The following is a 19,409-nucleotide window of genomic DNA, read 5'->3' on the forward strand; positions in this document are numbered from 1 at the left end:
CGCTGGCAATGATGGACGGGTCGTCGCCGGGCACGTCGCTGATGGTCAGCGTGACGACGCGGGCCGGCGCGCAGGCAGCAGCCAGCCGCCCGCCCTTGATGCGCGACAGGTGCTTGCGTACGCAGTTCATCTCGCTGATGTTCGCGCCGCTGTTGAGAAGCGCCTTGTTGATGCACTGCTTGTCCTGCAGGCTCAGGCCGTCTGCCGGCAAGGCCAGCAGCGACGAGCCGCCGCCCGAGATCAGGCACAGCACCAGGTCGTCGGCACTCAAACCCTGCACCATGGCCAAAATGCGCTGCGCCGCCGCCAGCCCGGCTTCGTCGGGCACCGGATGCGAGGCCTCCACCACTTCAATGCGCTGCGGCAAACCTTCGGGCCTGGGCGGCACATGGTGGTAGCGCGTCACGACCAGGCCTTCAAGCGGCGCGTCAGCCGGCCAGAGCGCTTCCACGGCCTGCGCCATCGCGCCGCCCGCCTTTCCCGCACCAATCACAATGGTTCTGCCCTTGGGCGGCTGGGGCAGGAAGGCTGCGGTGTTGTGCAGCGGCAGGGCGCGCTGCACAGCAGCCTGGTACAGATGCGCGAGAAACTGGCGCGGATGGGTCGCGGGATCGGGTGCAGTCATTGAATCTCTCCTGCCCGCTATTGTGACGCCGTACCCCGGCTGTAACCGCGGTAACGCGCCCGGGATGGGGCGCGGCAACGCTGTTTGCGCCGCGTCCAGCAGCGGCGCCCTCTTACTTCTTGCCCAGCCCCAGCCGCTGCGCGCCTTCGGTGTAGAGCCGCGTTTTTTCCTTCATGAACGCGTCCATCTGGTCGACACCCACATTGACCAGTTCAAACCCGCTCTTGGCGGCGAGTTCCTTCATCTCGGGTTCGTTGTTCAGGGCGGCCCACATGTCGGAAATCTTCTTGCGCGCCTCGGGCGGCGTGCTCTTGGGCACGCCGATGCCGCGATAGGCGCCATCGACCCAGTCCACGCCCAGCTCCTTGAAGGTGGGCACATCGGGCATCAGCGGGTGGCGTTTTTCCATGGCCACGGCCAGCGGGCGAATGCGGGTCTTGTTGTTGATGGCAAAGGCGGTGTAGGTGATGGCACCGTCCACCTGCGCACCCATGACGGACGAGGCCATGTCGCCCGTGCCCTTGAACGGCACATAAATGGTCTTGACGCCGAAGGCCGCATTCAGGCGTTCGTGCGCGGCGTGGTTGGCCGAGTTCTGGCCGGAGCCGCCCAGGCTGAGCTTGCCGGGATCGGCCTTGGCGACCTTGAGGAAGTCGGCGAAGGTCTTGATCGGGCTCTGCTCGGGCACCACCAGAATGTCGGGCGTGTAGTGGAACCAGAACACCGGCGTGATGTCCTGCGTCTTGTACTGCACCAGCCCCTCGATCGGCTGGAACACGATGTGCGGCAGGTTGATGCCTACCACGTTGGCCCCGTCGCCCGGCAGGCTGTTCATCTGCGACCACATCAGCGCGCCGCCAGCGCCGGCCTTGTACTGGATGATGGTTTCAATCGCCGCGCACTTCTTTTTCAGCACCATCTGCTGGTGGCGCGCCGACAGGTCCGACTCGCCGCCGGGCGGAAAGGCTTGCCAGTACAGGATGTTTTTGTCGGGGCAGGCTTGCGCCAGCGCCATGGGCGCCAGCAGGGCGAGGCTCAGGGCAGAAATCAGCTTTTTCATGGTTTGTCTCCTTCGGGTTGTTTTTGGATCTATCGCTTCAGCGCAGAACGCCAGCGCCTGGGTTGCTCAAGCCGCTTGACGTGCGGGCTCGGATTCAGCACGCACGCGTTCGCAGACCGCCTGCGTGACCTGGGCCGTGGTGGCGCTGCCGCCGAGGTCGCGCGTGTGCAGGGCCGGGTTGGCGGTGACGGCTTCGATGGCCTGCATGAGGCGCTCTGCCGCTGCGTTCTCGCCCAGGTGCTCCAGCAGCATGACGCAGCTCCAGAAGGTGCCGACCGGATTGGCCAGGCCCTGACCCATGATGTCGAAGGCCGAGCCGTGAATCGGTTCGAACATCGAAGGGTAGCGGCGCTCGGGGTCGATGTTGCCGGTGGGCGCAATGCCCAGGCTGCCGGCCAGCGCGGCGGCCAGGTCGCTCAGGATGTCGGCATGCAGGTTGGTCGCCACGATGGTGTCCAGCGTGGCCGGGCGGTTCACCATGCGCGCGGTGCAGGCGTCCACCAGCTCCTTGTCCCAGGTCACGTCGGGGAACTCTTTGCTGATCTGCAGCGCAATCTCGTCCCACATCACCATGGCGTGGCGCTGGGCGTTGGATTTGGTGACCACGGTCAGCAGCTTGCGCGGACGCGACTGCGCCAGTTTGAAGGCGTAGCGCATGATGCGCTCGACGCCGGCACGCGTCATCATGGACACATCGGTGGCCACCTCGATCGGGTGACCCTGGTGGGCACGACCGCCGACGCCAGAGTATTCGCCTTCGGAGTTCTCGCGCACGATGACCCAGTCCAGCTGCGCCGGTGTGCAGCGCTTGAGCGGCCCGTCGATGCCGGGCAGTATGCGTGTGGGCCGCACGTTGGCGTACTGGTCGAACCCCTGGCAGATCTTCAGGCGCAGGCCCCAGAGCGTGATGTGGTCGGGAATGTGCGGATCGCCCGCAGAACCGAACAGGATGGCGTCCATGCCACGCAGCGCGTCCAGGCCGTCGTCGGGCATCATCACGCCGTGCTGCCGGAACCAGTCACCGCCCCAGCCGAAAGAGGTGAAGTCAAAGCCGAAGTCCTGCGTGGCCGCCAGTGCCTGCAGCACCTGCTGGCCCGCCGGGACCACTTCCTTGCCAATGCCGTCGCCCGGGATGCAGGCAATCTTGTAAACCTTCATGTCATGTCCTTGTAATCAATACGTGATGATGGACTTTACCGATTGCACGATTCAACAGAACGCCTTAAAGTTATTCCATTGTTTACTTTGAGTTAATGATGAGCACGCCTGCTTCTGCCCCTTCCGAAATGGCTTTTTTCAGTTTGCTGGCGCGCTGCGGCAGCTTCTCGGCCACGGCGCGCGAGCTCGACGTGACGACGCCGGCCATCAGCAAGCGACTGGCGCACATGGAGGCGCGCCTGGGCGTGCAGTTGCTGAACCGGACCACGCGCCGCATCAGCCCCACGCCCGAAGGCGAGATCTACCTCAACCATGCGCGGCGCATCCTGGCCGAGATCGACGACATGGAGCAGCTGGTGTCCAGCGCGGTGGCGGCGCCCAGGGGTTTGCTGCGCGTCAACGCGACGCTGGGTTTTGGCCGCAGCCACATCGCGCCGCTGATCGCGGGCTTCGTGAAACTGCACCCGGACATGCAGGTCCAGCTCCAGCTCACGGTCAACCCCCCGCCGGTCAGCGAGGACACCTTCGATGTGTGCGTGCGCTTCGGCGAACCCCCCGATGCGCGCGTGATCGCCCGCAAGCTCGCGCCCAACCGGCGCCTGCTCTGCGCCGCGCCGGCCTACCTGGCCCAACACGGCACGCCCAGGGTGCCGCACGACCTGACCCAGCACAACTGCATCGGCATACGCCAGGGCGACGAGGCCTATGGCATCTGGCGCCTGAGTTCAGGCAAGCGCACGGAGACGGTGAAGGTGCGCGGCAACCTGAGCACCTGCGACGGCGAGATTGCCGTCAACTGGGCGCTCGCAGGCCACGGCATCGTGATGCGCGCCGAGTGGGATGTCGCGCGTTACCTGCGCAGCGGCCGGCTGCGCCAGGTGCTGGAGAACTACCAGAACCCGCCGGCCGACATCCACGCGGTCTACCCGCAGCGGCACCAGGTGTCGGCACGCGTGCGGGCGTTTGTGGACTACCTGGCCGGCCACTTTGAAAAATCATCGACGCGCGCGGCCGGCATGGTGGCCGACTGGTAGCGGCGCTGACCTTGCGGCAACCTGGCGATTACGGAACCTTGGCGCCCGCCAGGAACCACTGCCCCATCAGCGCGCGCTCGGCTTCGGTGATGCCGGTGGCGTTGTTCATGGGCATGAGCCGGCTCAGTACCACCTGCTGGTAGACGGCCTGCGCATGCAGCGACAGGTCGCCCGGGGAATCGAGCCGCACGTTTTTCATCTGCACCTGCGCGCCGTGGCACTGGTAGCAGCGCTGGGCCAGCACCGGCTGCACGGATTGATAATCTATCTGGCCTGTAGCCTTTTCGGAATAAGCACCACTTGCTACTGAATCAGTAGCAGCCGGTTTCATCCAGACGATCACGCCAAGGATCACCGCCATCCCCACCAGCGCATAGGGCAGCGGATGTCGGTTGCGGCCCAGCTTGTAGCCGTGGCGCAGCACAAAAAACTGCCGGATGGCGGCGCCGGCCAGCATCATCAGCGTCAGCACCAGCCAGTTCTGCGGGTGGTTCCAGGTAAAGCTGTAGTGGTTGCTCAGCATGGCAAACAGCACCGGCAGCGTGAAGTAGGTGTTGTGCACGCTGCGCTGCTTGCCGCGCTGGCCGTGCACCGGGTCCACCGGCTGGCCGGCCTTGATGGCGGCAACCACCTTGCGTTGCCCCGGAATGATCCAGAAAAACACGTTGGCGCTCATCGCGGTGGCCATCATGGCGCCCACCAGCAAGAAGGCCGCGCGCCCGGCAAACCAGTGGCAGGCCAGGTACGAGGCGGCGCACACCAGCAGTAGGGCCAGGCCGCCGACGATGGCGTCGCCGTTTTTGCGCGGGCCAAACACGCGGCAAATGCCGTCGTACAGCAGCCAAAAGACAACAAAGAACGCCAGTGCAGTCGCCACGGCCGCCGTGGGCGACCAGTTCATCAGGGACTTGTCGACCAGATAAACGCTGGCGTTCCAGAGGTAGGACACCGTGAACAGCGCAAAGCCGGTCAGCCAGGTGCTGTAGCTTTCCCAGTAAAACCAGTGCAGGTGCGGCGGCAGCACGGGCGGCTTGACCGCGAACTTGACAGGGTGGTAAAAACCGCCGCCATGCACGGCCCAGAGTTCGCCGCTGACGCCCTGGCGTTGAAGGTCCTCGTCCACCGGCGGCGTCAGGCTGGAGTCCAGAAACACAAAATAAAACGAGGAGCCGACCCAGGCAATGGCGGTGATGACGTGAACCCAGCGCAGCAGCAGGTTGGCCCAGTCCAGAAGGTAGCTTTCCATGATTCCCCGCGTATTCAGCCCGGGCCGCGCGCGCAGCGCTGCCGGGTGCCAACCTGCTCACCACTGCGGGCGCTGTAAGCAGAAAAAAGAGGCCGCGAACAAAAGAAACTCCAGGGGTTGGGCGTTTCCCGGCGCCGCTGCGACCTGAGGCCGCCAGTTTATAGGGTTTGCAGCAGTTGGGCCGCCACCGCCACGGCAATCACTTCGGGCGCCTTGCCCGCAATACCGGGCACGCCAATCGGGCAGGTGATGTGCGCCAGCTCGTCAGGCGAAAAGCCTTGGGCTTCAAGCCGATGGCTGAAGGCGGCCCACTTGGTCTGGCTGCCAATCAGGCCGACAAAGGGCAGGTCGGCCCGCGCGCGCTGGCGCTTCAGGCAAGCCGCCACCACGTCCAGGTCTTCGGCGTGGCTAAAGCTCATGATCAGCACCCGCGACTGCGGCGCCAGGCCCGCCACGGCGGCCTGCACCGGCTCGGAATGCTCGCAGGCAACGCCCGGTCCCACGGCGGGAAACACGCCGTCCCGGCTGTCGATCCAGGTCAGGCTGAACGGCAACGGCGCCAGCACCTGGGCCAGCGCCTGGCCCACATGACCGCCGCCGAACAGCGCGACCGGCGTGCGCCCGCCGGCCAGGCGCAGCGCCAGCGCCGGCACGTCGCCAGCGCTGACCGGCTCCAAACGCAGATGCACCACGCCGCCGCAGCACTGGCCCAGCGCCGGGCCCAGCGCAAAGCGCAGCGTGGCCTGCCCGCCCTGGGGGCTGATTTGCTGCAGCTGCGCGCGGGCGTTGGCAATCGCCTGGTATTCGAGGTGGCCGCCGCCAATCGTGCCCACCAGCGCATCGGCAAACACCGCCATCCAGGCGCCCGCCTCGCGCGGCACCGAGCCCCGGGTGGCGTCGACCTGCACCAGCACGGCCGGCTGGGTCATCAGGCGGATCAAAAAGTTCTCGGTATGGCGGCTGGTGCAGCTGGAAACCATGGATGACCTGTTGAAAAAGAGAAGGCGCGCAAATAATGGGCAAAATGACCGCAACAATGCCTTGCGCAGCGGGCATCATCGTCACCTTAGCACCGAGATAGCACCGAGACCTCTTATGCCCGACACCAAACCCCGCCGCTTCTGGCTGCTGACCCTGATAAGTGCAGCTGCCGCTGCAGTGGTGAGCGCCTGCAAAAACGCCCCAAAGCCCGAAACCCCTGTGGCGGCGCCCACCCCGGTGACCGGTCCCGTCGCCGCCGCGAAAGGCTCGGCCAGAAGCTCGGGCGCCAGCTCGCCGCGCGCCTACCGCCAGGACGGCGCGACGCACCTCTACGGCCTGAACGCAGACCGCATCTTCAAGGGCAGAATGCCGCCGCTGCTGTATGCCATTGGCGTGCTCAACGTCGAGATAGACCGCGTGGGCCGCGTGACCCGGCTGGACTGGATGCGGGCACCGCGCCATGCGCCTGAAGTGATCGCGGAAATTGAGCGTACGGTGCGGCAGGCCTCCCCGTTTCCGGCCCCCACGCGGCTGGGCAAGGTGGTTTATACCGACACCTGGCTGTGGCACAAGAGCGGCAAGTTCCAGCTCGACACACTGACCGAAGGGCAGGACTGAACGTATAGCCCCCACGCTCCCCACTGCGTGTGGTTCGCTGCCCCCCGAGGGGGCTGGCCTTGCTTGGGGCGGCCCGGCGCTGGCGGCCGACGCCCCCACACTCCCCACTGCGTGTGGTTTGCTGCCCCCGAGGGGGGCGCTGCGCCTGCGGCCCGGCGAAGCCGGTTCCGCGGCCCCTGCTGGTGGGGAGTGTCGCTCCGAAGCTGGTCGCAGGAGGTTGTTGGTGCGGCTTTACCTGCAGGTTTGCAGGCTATTCAATCTTCAAATTCTGCGCCTTCACCACGTTGCGCCAGGCGCGGTAGTCGGCCTCGATGAACTGCCCGAGTTGCGCGGGCGAGCCGGGCATGGCGTCCACCGCATCGGCCTTGAAACGCGTCACCACTTCAGGCAGCGCCACCACCTTGTGGATGGCGGCGTTGAGGCTTTCAATGATGGCGGCGGGCGTGCCCCTGGGGGCCATCAGCGCGAAATAGTTCACCACATCAATGCCTGAAAAACCGGACTCCAGCATGCTGGGAACACCCGGCAAGGCACTGGAACGCCTGGCGCTGGTGACGGCCAGCGGCTTGATGCTGCCATTTTTGATGAACGGCAGCAAGGCCGGAATGGTGCCTGTGACCAGCTCGATTTGGCCGCTGATCATGTCCATGGTGGCGGGCGCCACGCCGCGGTAGGGAATGTGGGTGATGTAGGTGCCGGTGCGCGCCTTCAGGAGTTCGAGCACCAGGTGGTTGACGCCGCCAGCACCGGCCGAGCCGTAGTTGAGCACGCCGGGCTTTTGCCGCGCCAGCGCGACCAGCTCCTGCATGGTGCTGGCCGGCAGTTTGGTGTTGGCGGCCCAGACCAGCGGCCCGGTCGCAATCAGGCCCACCGGGGCAAACTGCTGCAAGGGGTCGTAGTTGGCGCTCGGCAACGAGGCGGCCACCGTGGTGAAAGGCGACGCCACCAGCAGCAGCGTGTAGCCGTCAGCTGGCGCCTGCGCCACGTACTGCGTGCCTATCGCGCCCGAAGCACCGGCCTTGTTGTCCACCACAAAGCTGGTGTTCATGACTTCGCCGAGCTTTTGCGCCACCAGGCGGGCCATGGCGTCCGTGCCCGCCCCCGGGGCAAAGGGCACGATGATTTTGACGGCGCGATCCGGGTAGCTGGCGGCAGGGGCTTGCGCCAGCGCGGCGGCAGGCCCCATCAGGCTGGCAGCTGCGCTGGCCGACAACAGCAGGGCGTGGCGGCGGCTCAGCGTGCCCGGTGACTTGACATTCATGGCAAAACAATCGAGGTTGATATCGCCCTATTTTCGCCGCAAGTCCATGACGGCATCATGACAGCGCCGCCGTCTGGACGTGGCCTAACTGCCCCGGTAGGTCGAATAACTCCAGGGGCTGACCAACAGCGGAACATGGTAGTGCTGGCGCGTGTCGGCCACGCCAAAGTCCAGCGTGACCTGGCTCAAAAATGGCGGCTCGGGCAGTTCCACCCCCTTGGCCCTGAAGTAACCGGCCACGTCGAACACCAGCCGGTACGTGCCGGACTGCAGGCTGGCGCTGTCGTAGAGCAGCCCTTCGGGGTTGCGGCCGTCCTGGTTGAGGGTGAAGCTTTTGACCAGCACGGTCTCGTCGCCCTGCGTGGTGTAAAGCCTTGCCTGCATGCCGGCCGCGGGCGTGCCGTGCATGGTGTCCAGTACATGTGTGCTCAAGCCCATGGTGTTCCTTCGAAATTGGCGCCTGCTGAAAATTCCAGGCGCGCCAAAAGTGTATACAGTTTTGTGTTTTTGGCTATGATGGCGCGATGGAATCGTCCACCACCCACGCGATTGTCGAAGCGCTGACCAAGGCCATTGTGGAGCACCGGCTGCATCCGGGCAGCAAGCTGCCGGAGCAAAAGCTGGCCGACCATTTCGGCGTGTCGCGCACCCTGGTGCGCCAGGCGCTGTTCCAGCTGGCGCAAAACCGCCTGATCCGCCTGGAGCCCGCGCGCGGCGCTTTTGTCGCGGCGCCCTCGGCGCTGGAGGCGCAGCAGGTTTTTGCCGTGCGCCGCATGCTGGAATCTGAAATGACCCGCGCCTTTGTGCGCGAGGTGACGCCCGCCAAAATCAAGGCCCTGCGGGACCATATCGCGCAGGAAAAATCCGCCGTCAGGCGGGGCGACGTGCCCGGCCGCACCCGGGCGCTTGGCGATTTTCATGTGCGCATGGCCGAACTGATGGGCAATAAGGTCTTGGCGCAGGTGCTGGGCGATCTGGTGTCGCGCTGCGCGCTGATCACCCTGATGTACCAGACGGCCAGCGCCGCCGAACATTCCCACGACGCGCATGCCGCCCTCGTCAAGGCCCTGGCCGCCAAGGACGAAACGCTGGCCGTGCAGCTGATGAACGCGCATTTGCTGCAGGTGGAGCAAAGCCTCACGCTGGACCGCAAGCTTCCCCCCGACGACATTTCGATGGCATTGCCATGAACATGTCCCCCTATCCGCGCGACCTGATCGGCTACGGCCGCCACCCGCCCCATGCCCGCTGGCCGGGCCAGGCGCGCATCGCCGTGCAGTTTGTGCTGAACTACGAGGAAGGCAGCGAAAACGCGGTGCTCCACGGGGATGCTGGCTCCGAGCAGTTCCTGTCGGAAATGTTCAACCCGCCCAGCTTTGCCGACCGGCACCTGAGCATGGAAAGCATTTACGAATATGGCGCGCGCGCCGGCGTGTGGCGCATCCTGCGCGAATTTGAAAAGCGCCAGCTGCCGCTGACCGTGTTTGGGGTCGGCATGGCCTTGCAGCGGGCGCCCGACGTGGCGGCGGCCTTTGTGGAACTGGGCCACGAAATCGCCTGCCACGGCTGGCGCTGGATCAATTACCAGATGGTGGACGAAGCCACCGAGCGCGAACACATGCGCCTGGGCCTGGACGTGATCGAGCAACTCACCGGCACGCGCCCGCTGGGCTGGTACACCGGCCGCGACAGCCCGCGCACCCGCCGCCTGGTGGCAGACGACGGCCGGCTGGCCTACGACAGCGACTACTACGGCGACGACCTGCCGTTCTGGACGCCGGTGGCCCGCACCGATGGCACGCTGGTGCCGCGCCTGGTCGTGCCCTACGCGATGGACACCAACGACATGCGCTTTTCACTGCCGCAGGGCTTTGCGCAGGCCGAGGATTTCTTTGTCTATCTGCGCGACAGTTTTGACGCGCTGTACGCCGAGGGCGACCCCAACGGCCTGAACGCCCCCAAGATGCTCAGCATTGGAATGCACTGCCGCCTGCTGGGCCGGCCAGGCCGCATCGTGGCGCTGCAGCGTTTTCTGGACCATGTGCAGCAGCACGCCAATGTATGGGTCTGCCGCCGTATCGACATTGCGCGGCACTGGCAGCGCACCCATCCCCCTCAAGACCCGCACGAAAGTTAAGGCATGGCCCTCACGCTCGAACAGATCAACACCGCGCCGCGCGACGAGGCACTGCAGCTGCTGGACGGCCTCTACGAACACTCGCCCTGGGTGGCCGGACAGGCCCTCGATGCGCGCCCCTTCCAGTCGCTGGCGCAACTGAAGCAGGCGATGGTGCGCGTGCTGCAGGCGGCCGGCCTTGAGGCGCAACTGGGCCTGATACGCGCCCACCCGGAACTGGCCGGCAAGGCCATGGTCAGCCAGCGCCTCACGGCGCCATCGAAGCAGGAGCAGGACACCGCCGGCCTGACCGACTGCACGCCCGAGGAGTTCGCCACGCTGCAGCAGCTCAACGCCGACTACAACGCCAAATTCGGCTTTCCCTTCATCCTGGCGGTGCGCGGGCCGCGCGGCACCAGGCTGAGCAAGCAGCAGATCATCGCCACCTTTACGCGCCGCCTGAAGCACCCGCCCGAGCTTGAGCGGCAGGAATGCCTGCGCAACATCCACCGCGTGGTGGAGTTGCGGCTCAATGACAAGTTCGCGCAGGAACCCGCGCTGGGCCATCTGGTCTGGGACTGGCAGGAGCAACTCGCGCAGTACAGCGACCCCGGCTACCTTGAAAAAGGCCAGCTCACGGTGACCTACCTGACCGATGCGCACCGCGCCTGCGCGCAGTTCATTGCCACCACCATGCGTGAAAGCGGCTTTGACGACGTCACGATAGACGCCGTCGGCAACGTGGTGGGCGTCTACCGGGCCGCCAGCCCCAACGCACCCACGCTGCTGACCGGCAGCCACTACGACACCGTGCGCAACGGCGGCAAGTACGACGGACGCCTCGGCATTTTTGTGCCGCTGGCCTGCGTGCGTGAACTGCACCGCCAGGGCCGGCGCCTGCCGTTCAACCTGGAAGTGATCGGCTTTGCCGAAGAGGAAGGCCAGCGCTACAAGGCGACCTTTCTCGGCTCCGGCGCGCTGACCGGCGACTTCAAGCCCGAATGGCTGGACCAGAAAGACGCCGACGGCATCACGATGCGCGAGGCCATGCAGCACGCCGGGCTGGATGTGGACGCCATTCCCGCACTTCAGCGCGACCCTTCCCGCTACCTCGGCTTTGTCGAGGTGCACATCGAGCAAGGCCCGGTGCTGAATGAGCTGGACCTGCCGCTGGGCGTCGTCACCTCCATCAATGGCAGCGTGCGCTACCTGTGCGAGGTCACCGGCGTGGCCAGCCACGCCGGCACCACGCCCATGAACCGCCGCCGCGACGCAGCCACCGCCGTGGCCGAGCTGGCGCTGTATGTGGAGCAGCGCGCCGCACAGGATGCCGACTCGGTCGGCACTGTGGGCCAGCTGCAGGTGCCGGGCGGCTCGATCAACGTGGTGCCGGGTCGCTGCGTTTTTTCACTCGACCTGCGCGCGCCCAACGATGCGCAGCGCGACGCGCTGGCCCGCGATGTGCTGGCGCAGCTCACGGCCATTTGCGGGCGCCGGGGGGTTCACTACACACTGGAATGCACCGAACGCGCCGCGGCCGCGCCCAGCGCGCCCGCCTGGCAGCAGCGCTGGGAGCGCGCCGTCGATGCGCTGGGTCTGCCGTGCTACCGCCTGCCCAGCGGCGCTGGCCACGACGCCATGAAGCTGCACAAGATCATGCCGCAGGCCATGCTGTTTGTGCGCGGCCAGAATTCCGGCATCAGCCACAACCCGCTGGAAAGCACCACCAGCGACGACATGCAGCTTGCCGTCCTGGCCTTTCAGCAGCTGCTGGACCAACTTGCCCTGGAAACGACATGACCGACTACGACAAGCTCGACGCCTGGGTCAACGCCCACTTTGACGAGGAAGTGCGCTTTCTGCAGGAACTGATTCGCGTGCCCACCGACACACCGCCCGGCAACAACGCCCCGCATGCCGAGCGCACCGCCGAGCTGCTGCAGGCCTTTGGCTTTGCCGCCGAAAAGTACCCCGTGCCAGCCGCCGAGGTGCAGGCCTGCGGACTCGAATCCATCACCAACCTGATCGTGCGCCGCCGCTACGGCGAAGGCAAGACCATCGCCCTGAACGCCCACGGCGACGTGGTGCCGCCCGGCGACGGCTGGACCCACGACCCCTACGGCGGCGAGATAGCGGACGGCAAGATATTCGGCCGCGCCTCGGCCGTCAGCAAAGGCGACTTCGCCAGCTTCACCTTTGCCGTGCGCGCCCTCGAATCGCTGGGCGCAGCGCTGCATGGCGGCATTGAACTGCACTTCACCTACGACGAAGAGTTTGGCGGCGAACTGGGCCCGGGCTGGCTGCTCAAAAAAGGGCTGACAAAACCCGACCTGATGATTGCCGCCGGCTTCAGCTACGAGGTCGTGACAGCCCACAATGGCTGCCTGCAGATGGAAGTCACGGTGCACGGAAAAATGGCCCATGCCGCCATTCCCGACACCGGCGTCGACGCGCTGCAGGGCGCGGTGCAGATCCTGAACGCGCTGTATGCGCAAAATGCGCTTTACCGGCAAATCACCTCCCGCGTTGCGGGCATACAGCATCCCTACCTCAACGTCGGCCGCATCGAGGGCGGCACCAACACCAACGTGGTGCCCGGCAAGGTCACGTTCAAGCTCGACCGCCGCATGATCCCGGAAGAAAATCCGGCGGAGGTCGAAGCCGCGCTGCGCCAGGTAATGGCCGACGCGGCCGCCGCCTGCCCGGGCATCCGGATCGACGTCAGGCGGCTGCTGCTGGCGCGCGCCATGCAGCCGCTGCCGGGCAACCAGCCGCTGGTGCAGGCGCTGCAGCAGCACGGCGAAGCCGTTTTTGGCCAGAAGATTCCGGCCATGGGCACGCCGCTGTACACCGATGTACGGCTTTACGCCGAGGCCGGCATTCCGGGCGTGATCTACGGCGCCGGGCCGCGCACCGTGCTCGAATCAAATGCCAAGCGGGCCGACGAACGGCTGGAGCTGGAAGACCTGCGCCGCGCCACCCAGGTCATTGCGAGAACACTCAAGGATTTGCTGTCTTGACGAGCAGGTTCATACCTTGGGCAGGGTTTCCCACCAGCGCACGCCCAGCCGTCCCTGCAGGTAGGCGATGAAAGCCAGCACCTTGCCCGATACCAGTTTCGGAGAAGGGAACACAGCGTGTATCTCCTGCTCGGGCAATGTATGGTTCTTGAGCACCTCCACCACTTGCCCCGAAGCCAACGAATCGCTGGCCACATAGCGCGGCATTGCCGCAATACCGAGACCATTGCGCGCTGCGGCCAGCACTGCCGACAGGTTATTCGAACGCAGGCGTCCGGTCACGGGCACCGTCACCATCGCGCCCTTGGGCGTGGCCAGACGCCAGACATCATCGCCCAGCACGCTGCTGTACACCAACGCAGGATGATTGCCCAGGTCAGCGGCCACACGGGGGATACCGTGCTCTTGCAGGTATTTGGCAGAAGCCGTGAGCAACCAGGGGTTGACACCGAGGAAACGGGCCCCCAGGGAGGAATCGGAGAGCTTGCCCATGCGAATGGCCACATCAACACCCTGCGCCACCAGATCGGTGTAGCGGTCCTCGAAACTCAAATCCATCTGCACCAGAGGATGCTGCTGCATGAAGTCCAGCGCCAGTGGCACCACAACACGTCGGCCAAATGCGACCGAAGTGCTCACACGCAGCAGACCCTGCGCCTGGGTTTGACCCGCGCGAGCAATGTTATCGGCCTCATCGGCCTCGCGCACGATGATCTTGCACTTCTCGTAGTACAGGGCGCCTGATTCGGTGAGGCTCACACCGCGGGTGTTGCGGTTGAGTAGCCGCACCTTGAGCCGTTCCTCAGTCGCCGCCACCATCTTGGTGACCGTGGGCTGCGTGGTGGCGAACTCGCGCGCGGCGCGCGAGAAGCTGCCACTTTCCACAACCCTGACAAATACATGCATCGCCTGGAGTCGGTCCATCGGGAAGCTCTTTCCTATTTATTCCATCAAGGAATAGATGTTATGGGCTGGCGCCTCCTTCCGCAAGTGGGAGGCGATATTTACAGTCGGTTGATCGTGCAAATCAACTCAAGGAGAACTGGCCATGTCCAAAATGAAAGCGATCGAAGCCGCAGTCCTGGTAATGGAAAAAGAAGGCGTGAGCCAGGTGTTCGGCGTTCCTGGCGCCGCCATCAATCCGCTCTATGCCGCACTGCGCAAGCAAGGCACGATCAGCCATATCCTCGCGCGCCACGTCGAAGGGGCCTCGCACATGGCCGAGGGCTACACCCGCGCCATGGCGGGCAACATCGGCGTGTGCATCGGCACCTCGGGGCCGGCGGGTACCGACATGATCACCGGCCTTTATTCCGCAATTGCCGACTCCATACCCATCCTGTGCATCACTGGACAGGCACCGCGCGCGCGGCTGTACAAGGAGGACTTCCAGGCAGTGGACATCGAAAGCATCTCCAAGCCGGTGACGAAGTGGTCAGTGACGGTGCGCGAGCCCGGCCTGGTGCCGCGCGCGTTCCAGCAGGCCTTTCACCTGATGCGCTCGGGCCGACCCGGACCGGTGCTGATTGACCTGCCGTTTGACGTCCAGATGGCCGAGATCGAGTTTGACATCGACACCTACGAGCCGCTCCCGGCTTACAAACCGGCGGCCTCGCGAAAACAGATCGAAAAGGCGCTGGACATGCTGATGGCGTCCAGCAAGCCGCTGATCGTGGCCGGCGGCGGAATCATCAATGCCGATGCCTCGGACCTGCTTGTCGAGTTCGCCGAACTCACTGGCGTGCCGGTAATCCCCACGCTGATGGGCTGGGGAACCATCCCCGACGACCATCCACTGATGGCAGGTATGGTCGGCCTGCAAACCAGCCATCGCTACGGCAACGCCACGATGCTCGCCAGCGACTTCGTACTCGGCATCGGTAACCGCTGGGCTAACCGGCACACCGGCTCGCCTGAGGTCTACTGCAAGGGTCGCACCTTCGTCCACGTCGATATCGAACCAACCCAGATTGGCCGCGTGTTCACACCCGACCTCGGTATCGTCAGCGATGCCAAGGCCGCGCTTGAGCTGTTCGTTCAGGTGGCGCGCGAGCGCAAGGCAGCGCAGCAGCTCAAGGACTTTGGTGGCTGGGTCAGTCGTTGCACAGAGCGCAAAAAGCTGATGCACCGCAAGACCCACTACACCGAAACACCCATCAAACCCTTGCGCGTGTACGAAGAGATGAACAAGGTTTTCCCGCGCGACACTATCTACGTTTCGGCGATTGGCCTTAGCCAGATCGCCGGCGCGCAGTTCCTGAACGTGTACGGCCCGCGCCAGTGGATCAACTGCGGCCAGGCCGGCCCCCTGGGCTGGACAATTCCTGCCGCGCTCGGCGTCGTTGCCGCAGACCCGACGCGTACCGTCGTGGGCCTGTCGGGCGACTACGACTTTCAGTTCCTGATCGAGGAACTGGCCGTGGGCGCGCAGTTTCGCCTGCCTTATGTGCAGGTGCTGGTAAACAATAGCTACCTGGGCCTGATTCGCCAGAGCCAGCGCGGCTTCGACATGGACTACTGCGTGCAGCTGGCCTTCGACAACCAGAACATTCCGGAAAGCGACGGCGACCTGCGCAGCTTCGGCGTCGATCACCAGGCCGTCGTGAAGGGGCTGGGCTGCAAGTCGTTGCGGGTGACCAACCCCGAAATGATCAAAACAGCCCTGATTGAGGCGCAGGCCATGGCGCGCAAGTACAGAGTACCTGTGGTCGTGGAAGTGATCCTGGAGAAAATAACCAACATCGCGATGGGCACCGAGATCGACAAGATCAACGAGTTCGAAGACATCGACTGCCGCCATCCGGAGGGGCTGAAGGGGCTGGAACTGGCTGGCTTGCTCGAGTAATCACATAGCCATATCAATAAGGGAGATAACCATGCCCCGCTTCGCCGCCAACCTCACCATGCTGTTCACCGAGGTTCCATTTCCCGACCGCTTCGAGCGCGCCGCCAAGGCGGGCTTCAAAGCGGTGGAATTCCTCTTCCCCTATGCCTACAACGCCAAAGAGATCAAACAACGGCTCGACGACAACGGGCTGAGCCTGGTCCTGCACAATCTGCCTGCGGGCGACTGGGAACGCGGCGAGCGCGGCATTGCCTGCCATCCGGACCGTGTGGACGAGTTCCGCGCCGGTGTTGGCCATGGCATCGACTACGCCCAGACGCTCGGCGTCGGGCAACTCAACTGTCTGGCCGGCAAAGCACCGGACGGTGTGTCCGAGGCCGTGCTGCTCCAGACCTTCGTCAGCAACCTGCGCTTCGCCGCCGCCGCGTTGAAGAGGGCAGGACTGAAGCTGCTGATCGAGCCGATCAACACCTTTGACATTCCGGGTTTCTACCTCAACCGCACCACGCAGGCAGTGGACATCCTGGAGGAGGTCGGAGCCGACAACGCTTTCGTGCAGTACGACATTTACCACGCGCAACGCATGGAAGGCGAGCTGGCAGCAACCCTGCAGAAGTACCTGCCACGCATCGGCCACATCCAACTGGCGGACAACCCCGGGCGCAATGAGCCGGGCACAGGCGAGATCAACTACCCCTTCCTGTTTGCGCACCTCGACCGCATCGGCTACGAAGGCTGGATAGGCTGCGAGTACAAGCCCCGCACGACCACCGAGGACGGACTCGGCTGGCGCCAGCGCCTCACGCAGTGATCTCCCGGCATCCACAAGAAAAATCCTATGAAATCACATCCTCTCAAAATCGGCTTCGTCGGTCTCGGCATCATGGGCGCGCCAATGGCCCACCATCTGATCAGCGCCGGGCACCAGCTGTTTGTCTTCACCCGTGGCAAGATTCCCGAAGCGATCGCCACCAGCTCCGCCACGCAGTGCACCCACGCACGTGGCGTGGCTGAGCGCGCCGACATCATCTTTACGATGGTGCCTGATACCCCGGATGTCGAAGCGGTGCTGTTCGGCCAGGCCGGTATCGCCGCGGGGCTGACCAGGAATAAAACGGTAGTGGACATGAGTTCGATCGATCCGCTCGCTACCAGGAAATTCGCGCGGAAGATCAATGCGCTCGGCTGCGACTACCTCGATGCGCCGGTGTCCGGCGGCGAAGTGGGAGCCAAGGCCGCCAGCCTGACCATCATGGTCGGTGGCGAGCAAGCGGCGTTCGACCGTGTCAAGCCGCTGTTTGACCTGATGGGCAAGAACATCACACTGATAGGCGGCAACGGTGACGGGCAGATTTGCAAAGTAGCCAATCAAATTATCGTGGCGCTCAACATTGCCGCCGTGGGCGAGGCCCTGGTCTTTGCCTCCAAAGCCGGTGCCGACCCGGCCAGGGTACGCGAGGCCTTGATGGGGGGATTCGCCTCTTCGCGCATCCTCGAAGTACATGGCGAGCGCATGATCAAGCGCGCGTTTGCGCCGGGATTTCGCATAGGCTTGCACCAGAAAGACCTGAACCTGGCGCTGCAAGGTGCGCGCGCGCTGGGCGTGGCGCTACCGCAGACCGCGAATGTGGCCCAGCTTATGCAGTCTTGCGTGGCCCTCGGCTACGGGGAGGCCGATCACTCGGCGCTGGTCCGTGCGATAGAGTCAATGGCACAACACCAAGTGGCACCTGACGCCTGAATCTGCCTGAACGCCGTGCCGGGATCATGCCGCGAAACCGAGCAATACACCTCACCTTGAGCGTCCGCTTGGCGGCCGCGTTGTCAAAGAAAGCGCTCCAGCAGCTTGCGTGACGCGCGGTCGAGCGCGCCCATGTCGGGCACGCTGTACTGCACGCCCTCACCGCCCGCAATCATCAAGGCGGTGCGGCTCAGGCGGCGTATGTCTTCTTCGCCCTTGAGCACAAAAGTGGTGTCGCCCCGGTCGGTTTCCACCGCCCAGACGCTGGGCGTGGCAAAGGTCGACACGCTTTTGATACTGAGAATCTGTGGCACGAAATCACGCAGCGCCAGGTCCTCCTGCAGCAGCGCGCGCTCGGCGGGCGGCACATCCTGCAGCTGCGGGATCCAGGCGACCTCGCGGCCCTCGGTGCTGACCAGCGAAATGCCTTCATCTGGCGCCGCAATCGGGAAAGCCCGCACCGGTACCACGCCAGCATGCTGCTCGCCCTGGGCGCTGGTCAGCAGCAACTGGCCCGAGGCCAGGCGTTCCAGCGTGAAGCCGGGCGCAGAAACCAGATCGAAAATTTGTGGCGTCATGGGGGTTGTGTCGCTCATGGGTTACCGGCCTGCTGGGCCGCGTGCTGGGCCACGTGCGCGAGTTGCGCGGTGGCCACGGCAATGTGGCCGGCTTCAATATCGCTGTCAGCGCCGTCGCTGTCGACCTGCCGGGCCTGGGCCTGGTACAGCCGCCAGTAGGCGCCCTGCCTGGCCATCAGCTCGTCGTGCGGCCCCACTTCAACCACCTGCCCGCGGTCCATCACCACCAGCCGGTCGGCCTTGCGCAGGGTGGACAGGCGGTGCGCAATGGCAATGGTGGTGCGGCCCTGCACCAGGTTGTCGAGCGCATGCTGGATTTCCTTTTCGGTCTCGGTGTCCACCGACGAGGTGGCTTCGTCCAGGATCAAAATGCGCGGGTCGATCAGCAAGGCGCGCGCAATCGAGATGCGCTGGCGCTCCCCGCCCGACAGGCCCTGGCCGCGCTCGCCCACCAGCGAATCGTAGCCTTGGGGCAGGCGCAGGATGAACTCGTGCGCATGGGCAGCGCGCGCCGCCGCCACAATGTCGGCCCGGGTCGCGCCCGACTTGCCGTAGGCGATGTTTTCCGCGATCGTGCCAAAAAACAAAAAGGGCTCTTGCAGCACCAGACCGATGTTGCGCCGGTAGTCGGCCACCGCAAAGCGCCGGATGTCGGTGCCGTCCACCAGAATGGCGCCGTCGCTGACATCGTAAAAACGGCACAGCAGATTGACCAGCGTGCTCTTGCCCGACCCGCTGTGGCCCACCAGGCCAATCATCTCGCCGGGCTGAATCTGCAGGTCCAGACCCCGAATGACGGAACGGTTGCCGTAGCGAAAGCCCAGCCCCCTCATCTCGATGCGACCGGCAAGCGCGCCTATCTTGACCGGCTGGGCCGGCTCGGGCACGTTGGACACATGGTCCAGGATGTCAAAAATCCGCTTGGCGCCAGCCGCCGCCTTTTGCGTCACCGACACAATGCGGCTCATGGAGTCAAGCCGGCCATAAAAACGGCCAATGTAGGCAATGAACGCCGTCAGCACGCCCACGGTGATTTCCTGTCGCGACACCAGCCAGATGCCAAACGCCCAGACCACCAGCAGGCCGACTTCCGTCAGCAGCGACACCGTGGGCGTGAACAGCGACC

General features: G+C 64.9%; 19 protein-coding genes. 9 read left to right on the plus strand and 10 right to left on the minus strand.

The features are described from left to right. The 3 genes from IV091_RS01760 to IV091_RS01770 form a co-directional block, all read right to left on the minus strand. A partial coding sequence (locus tag IV091_RS01760; protein WP_293464339.1) for a glycerate kinase occupies positions 1–625 on the minus strand: 625 nt, incomplete at its 3' end. 112 nt (positions 626–737) lie between these two features. Further along, on the minus strand, positions 738–1,685 hold the full coding sequence (locus tag IV091_RS01765) for a tripartite tricarboxylate transporter substrate binding protein (RefSeq protein WP_293464341.1): 948 nt from the start codon (positions 1,683–1,685) through the stop codon (positions 738–740). Positions 1,686–1,751: 66 nt separating this feature from the next. After that, on the minus strand, positions 1,752–2,843 hold the full coding sequence (locus tag IV091_RS01770) for a tartrate dehydrogenase (RefSeq protein ID WP_293464343.1): 1,092 nt from the start codon (positions 2,841–2,843) through the stop codon (positions 1,752–1,754). 98 nt (positions 2,844–2,941) lie between these two features. Here IV091_RS01770 and IV091_RS01775 point away from each other — a divergent pair, with 98 nt between their 5' ends. Beyond that, complete coding sequence (locus IV091_RS01775) at positions 2,942–3,877, plus strand: LysR family transcriptional regulator (protein WP_293464345.1); 936 nt, start codon at positions 2,942–2,944, stop codon at positions 3,875–3,877. Between the two features lie 28 nt (positions 3,878–3,905). Here the strand turns inward: IV091_RS01775 and IV091_RS01780 are convergent, their stop codons facing one another. Continuing rightward, positions 3,906–5,123: a urate hydroxylase PuuD gene (locus IV091_RS01780; protein WP_293464347.1), complete on the minus strand. Its 1,218-nt coding sequence runs from the start codon at positions 5,121–5,123 to the stop codon at positions 3,906–3,908. A gap of 158 nt (positions 5,124–5,281) precedes the next feature. Then, positions 5,282–6,103 (minus strand): xanthine dehydrogenase accessory protein XdhC, encoded by an 822-nt coding sequence (gene xdhC, locus IV091_RS01785; protein ID WP_293464349.1) that lies wholly within the window; start codon positions 6,101–6,103, stop codon positions 5,282–5,284. A gap of 115 nt (positions 6,104–6,218) precedes the next feature. Between xdhC and IV091_RS01790 the strand changes: the two genes are divergently transcribed. Then, positions 6,219–6,722, plus strand: coding sequence for a hypothetical protein (locus IV091_RS01790; protein WP_293464350.1), 504 nt, complete (start codon positions 6,219–6,221; stop codon positions 6,720–6,722). A gap of 250 nt (positions 6,723–6,972) precedes the next feature. Here the strand turns inward: IV091_RS01790 and IV091_RS01795 are convergent, their stop codons facing one another. Further along, positions 6,973–7,983, minus strand: coding sequence for a tripartite tricarboxylate transporter substrate binding protein (locus IV091_RS01795; protein WP_293464352.1), 1,011 nt, complete (start codon positions 7,981–7,983; stop codon positions 6,973–6,975). A gap of 84 nt (positions 7,984–8,067) precedes the next feature. Beyond that, on the minus strand, positions 8,068–8,421 hold the full coding sequence (gene uraH, locus IV091_RS01800; protein ID WP_293464354.1) for a hydroxyisourate hydrolase: 354 nt from the start codon (positions 8,419–8,421) through the stop codon (positions 8,068–8,070). Positions 8,422–8,507: 86 nt separating this feature from the next. Between uraH and IV091_RS01805 the strand changes: the two genes are divergently transcribed. Genes IV091_RS01805 through IV091_RS01820 form a run of 4 tightly spaced genes read left to right on the plus strand, consistent with a single transcriptional unit; the run spans position 8,508 to position 13,119 of the window. Further along, on the plus strand, positions 8,508–9,173 hold the full coding sequence (locus IV091_RS01805) for a GntR family transcriptional regulator (RefSeq protein ID WP_293464356.1): 666 nt from the start codon (positions 8,508–8,510) through the stop codon (positions 9,171–9,173). After that, positions 9,170–10,120, plus strand: a complete 951-nt coding sequence (gene puuE / locus IV091_RS01810) for an allantoinase PuuE (RefSeq protein ID WP_293464357.1) — start codon at positions 9,170–9,172, stop codon at positions 10,118–10,120. Before IV091_RS01805 ends, puuE begins: the two co-directional genes overlap by 4 nt. Positions 10,121–10,123: 3 nt before the next feature. After that, the gene (gene uraD / locus IV091_RS01815; protein ID WP_293464359.1) at positions 10,124–11,899 is read left to right on the plus strand and encodes a 2-oxo-4-hydroxy-4-carboxy-5-ureidoimidazoline decarboxylase; all 1,776 of its coding nucleotides are present in this window, start codon (positions 10,124–10,126) and stop codon (positions 11,897–11,899) included. Next, positions 11,896–13,119, plus strand: coding sequence for an ArgE/DapE family deacylase (locus IV091_RS01820; RefSeq protein WP_293464361.1), 1,224 nt, complete (start codon positions 11,896–11,898; stop codon positions 13,117–13,119). The genes uraD and IV091_RS01820 overlap by 4 nt, the downstream gene beginning before the upstream one ends. Before the next feature lie 9 nt (positions 13,120–13,128). Here IV091_RS01820 and IV091_RS01825 read toward each other — a convergent pair whose 3' ends face one another. Next, positions 13,129–14,043, minus strand: a complete 915-nt coding sequence (locus tag IV091_RS01825) for a LysR family transcriptional regulator (protein WP_293464363.1) — start codon at positions 14,041–14,043, stop codon at positions 13,129–13,131. Positions 14,044–14,167: 124 nt separating this feature from the next. On the opposite strand from IV091_RS01825, the gene gcl reads away from it, so the two are divergent. Genes gcl through IV091_RS01840 form a run of 3 tightly spaced genes read left to right on the plus strand, consistent with a single transcriptional unit; the run spans position 14,168 to position 17,705 of the window. Next, positions 14,168–15,964 (plus strand): glyoxylate carboligase, encoded by a 1,797-nt coding sequence (gcl, locus tag IV091_RS01830; protein ID WP_293464365.1) that lies wholly within the window; start codon positions 14,168–14,170, stop codon positions 15,962–15,964. 31 nt (positions 15,965–15,995) lie between these two features. Further along, positions 15,996–16,775, plus strand: coding sequence for a hydroxypyruvate isomerase (hyi, locus tag IV091_RS01835; RefSeq protein ID WP_293464367.1), 780 nt, complete (start codon positions 15,996–15,998; stop codon positions 16,773–16,775). Between the two features lie 27 nt (positions 16,776–16,802). Then, positions 16,803–17,705: a 2-hydroxy-3-oxopropionate reductase gene (locus tag IV091_RS01840; RefSeq protein WP_293464369.1), complete on the plus strand. Its 903-nt coding sequence runs from the start codon at positions 16,803–16,805 to the stop codon at positions 17,703–17,705. 83 nt (positions 17,706–17,788) lie between these two features. On the opposite strand, the gene IV091_RS01845 is transcribed toward IV091_RS01840, so the two are convergent. Together IV091_RS01845 and IV091_RS01850 are read right to left on the minus strand one after the other, a co-directional pair. Beyond that, positions 17,789–18,283, minus strand: a complete 495-nt coding sequence (locus tag IV091_RS01845; RefSeq protein WP_293464371.1) for a DUF1854 domain-containing protein — start codon at positions 18,281–18,283, stop codon at positions 17,789–17,791. 14 nt (positions 18,284–18,297) lie between these two features. Continuing rightward, positions 18,298–19,409 (minus strand): ABC transporter ATP-binding protein (locus tag IV091_RS01850; RefSeq protein ID WP_293464373.1); only part of this gene is annotated, 1,112 nt, incomplete at its 5' end.

Source organism: Polaromonas sp. (assembly GCF_018780625.1).
Lineage (GTDB): Bacteria > Pseudomonadota > Gammaproteobacteria > Burkholderiales > Burkholderiaceae_C > Polaromonas.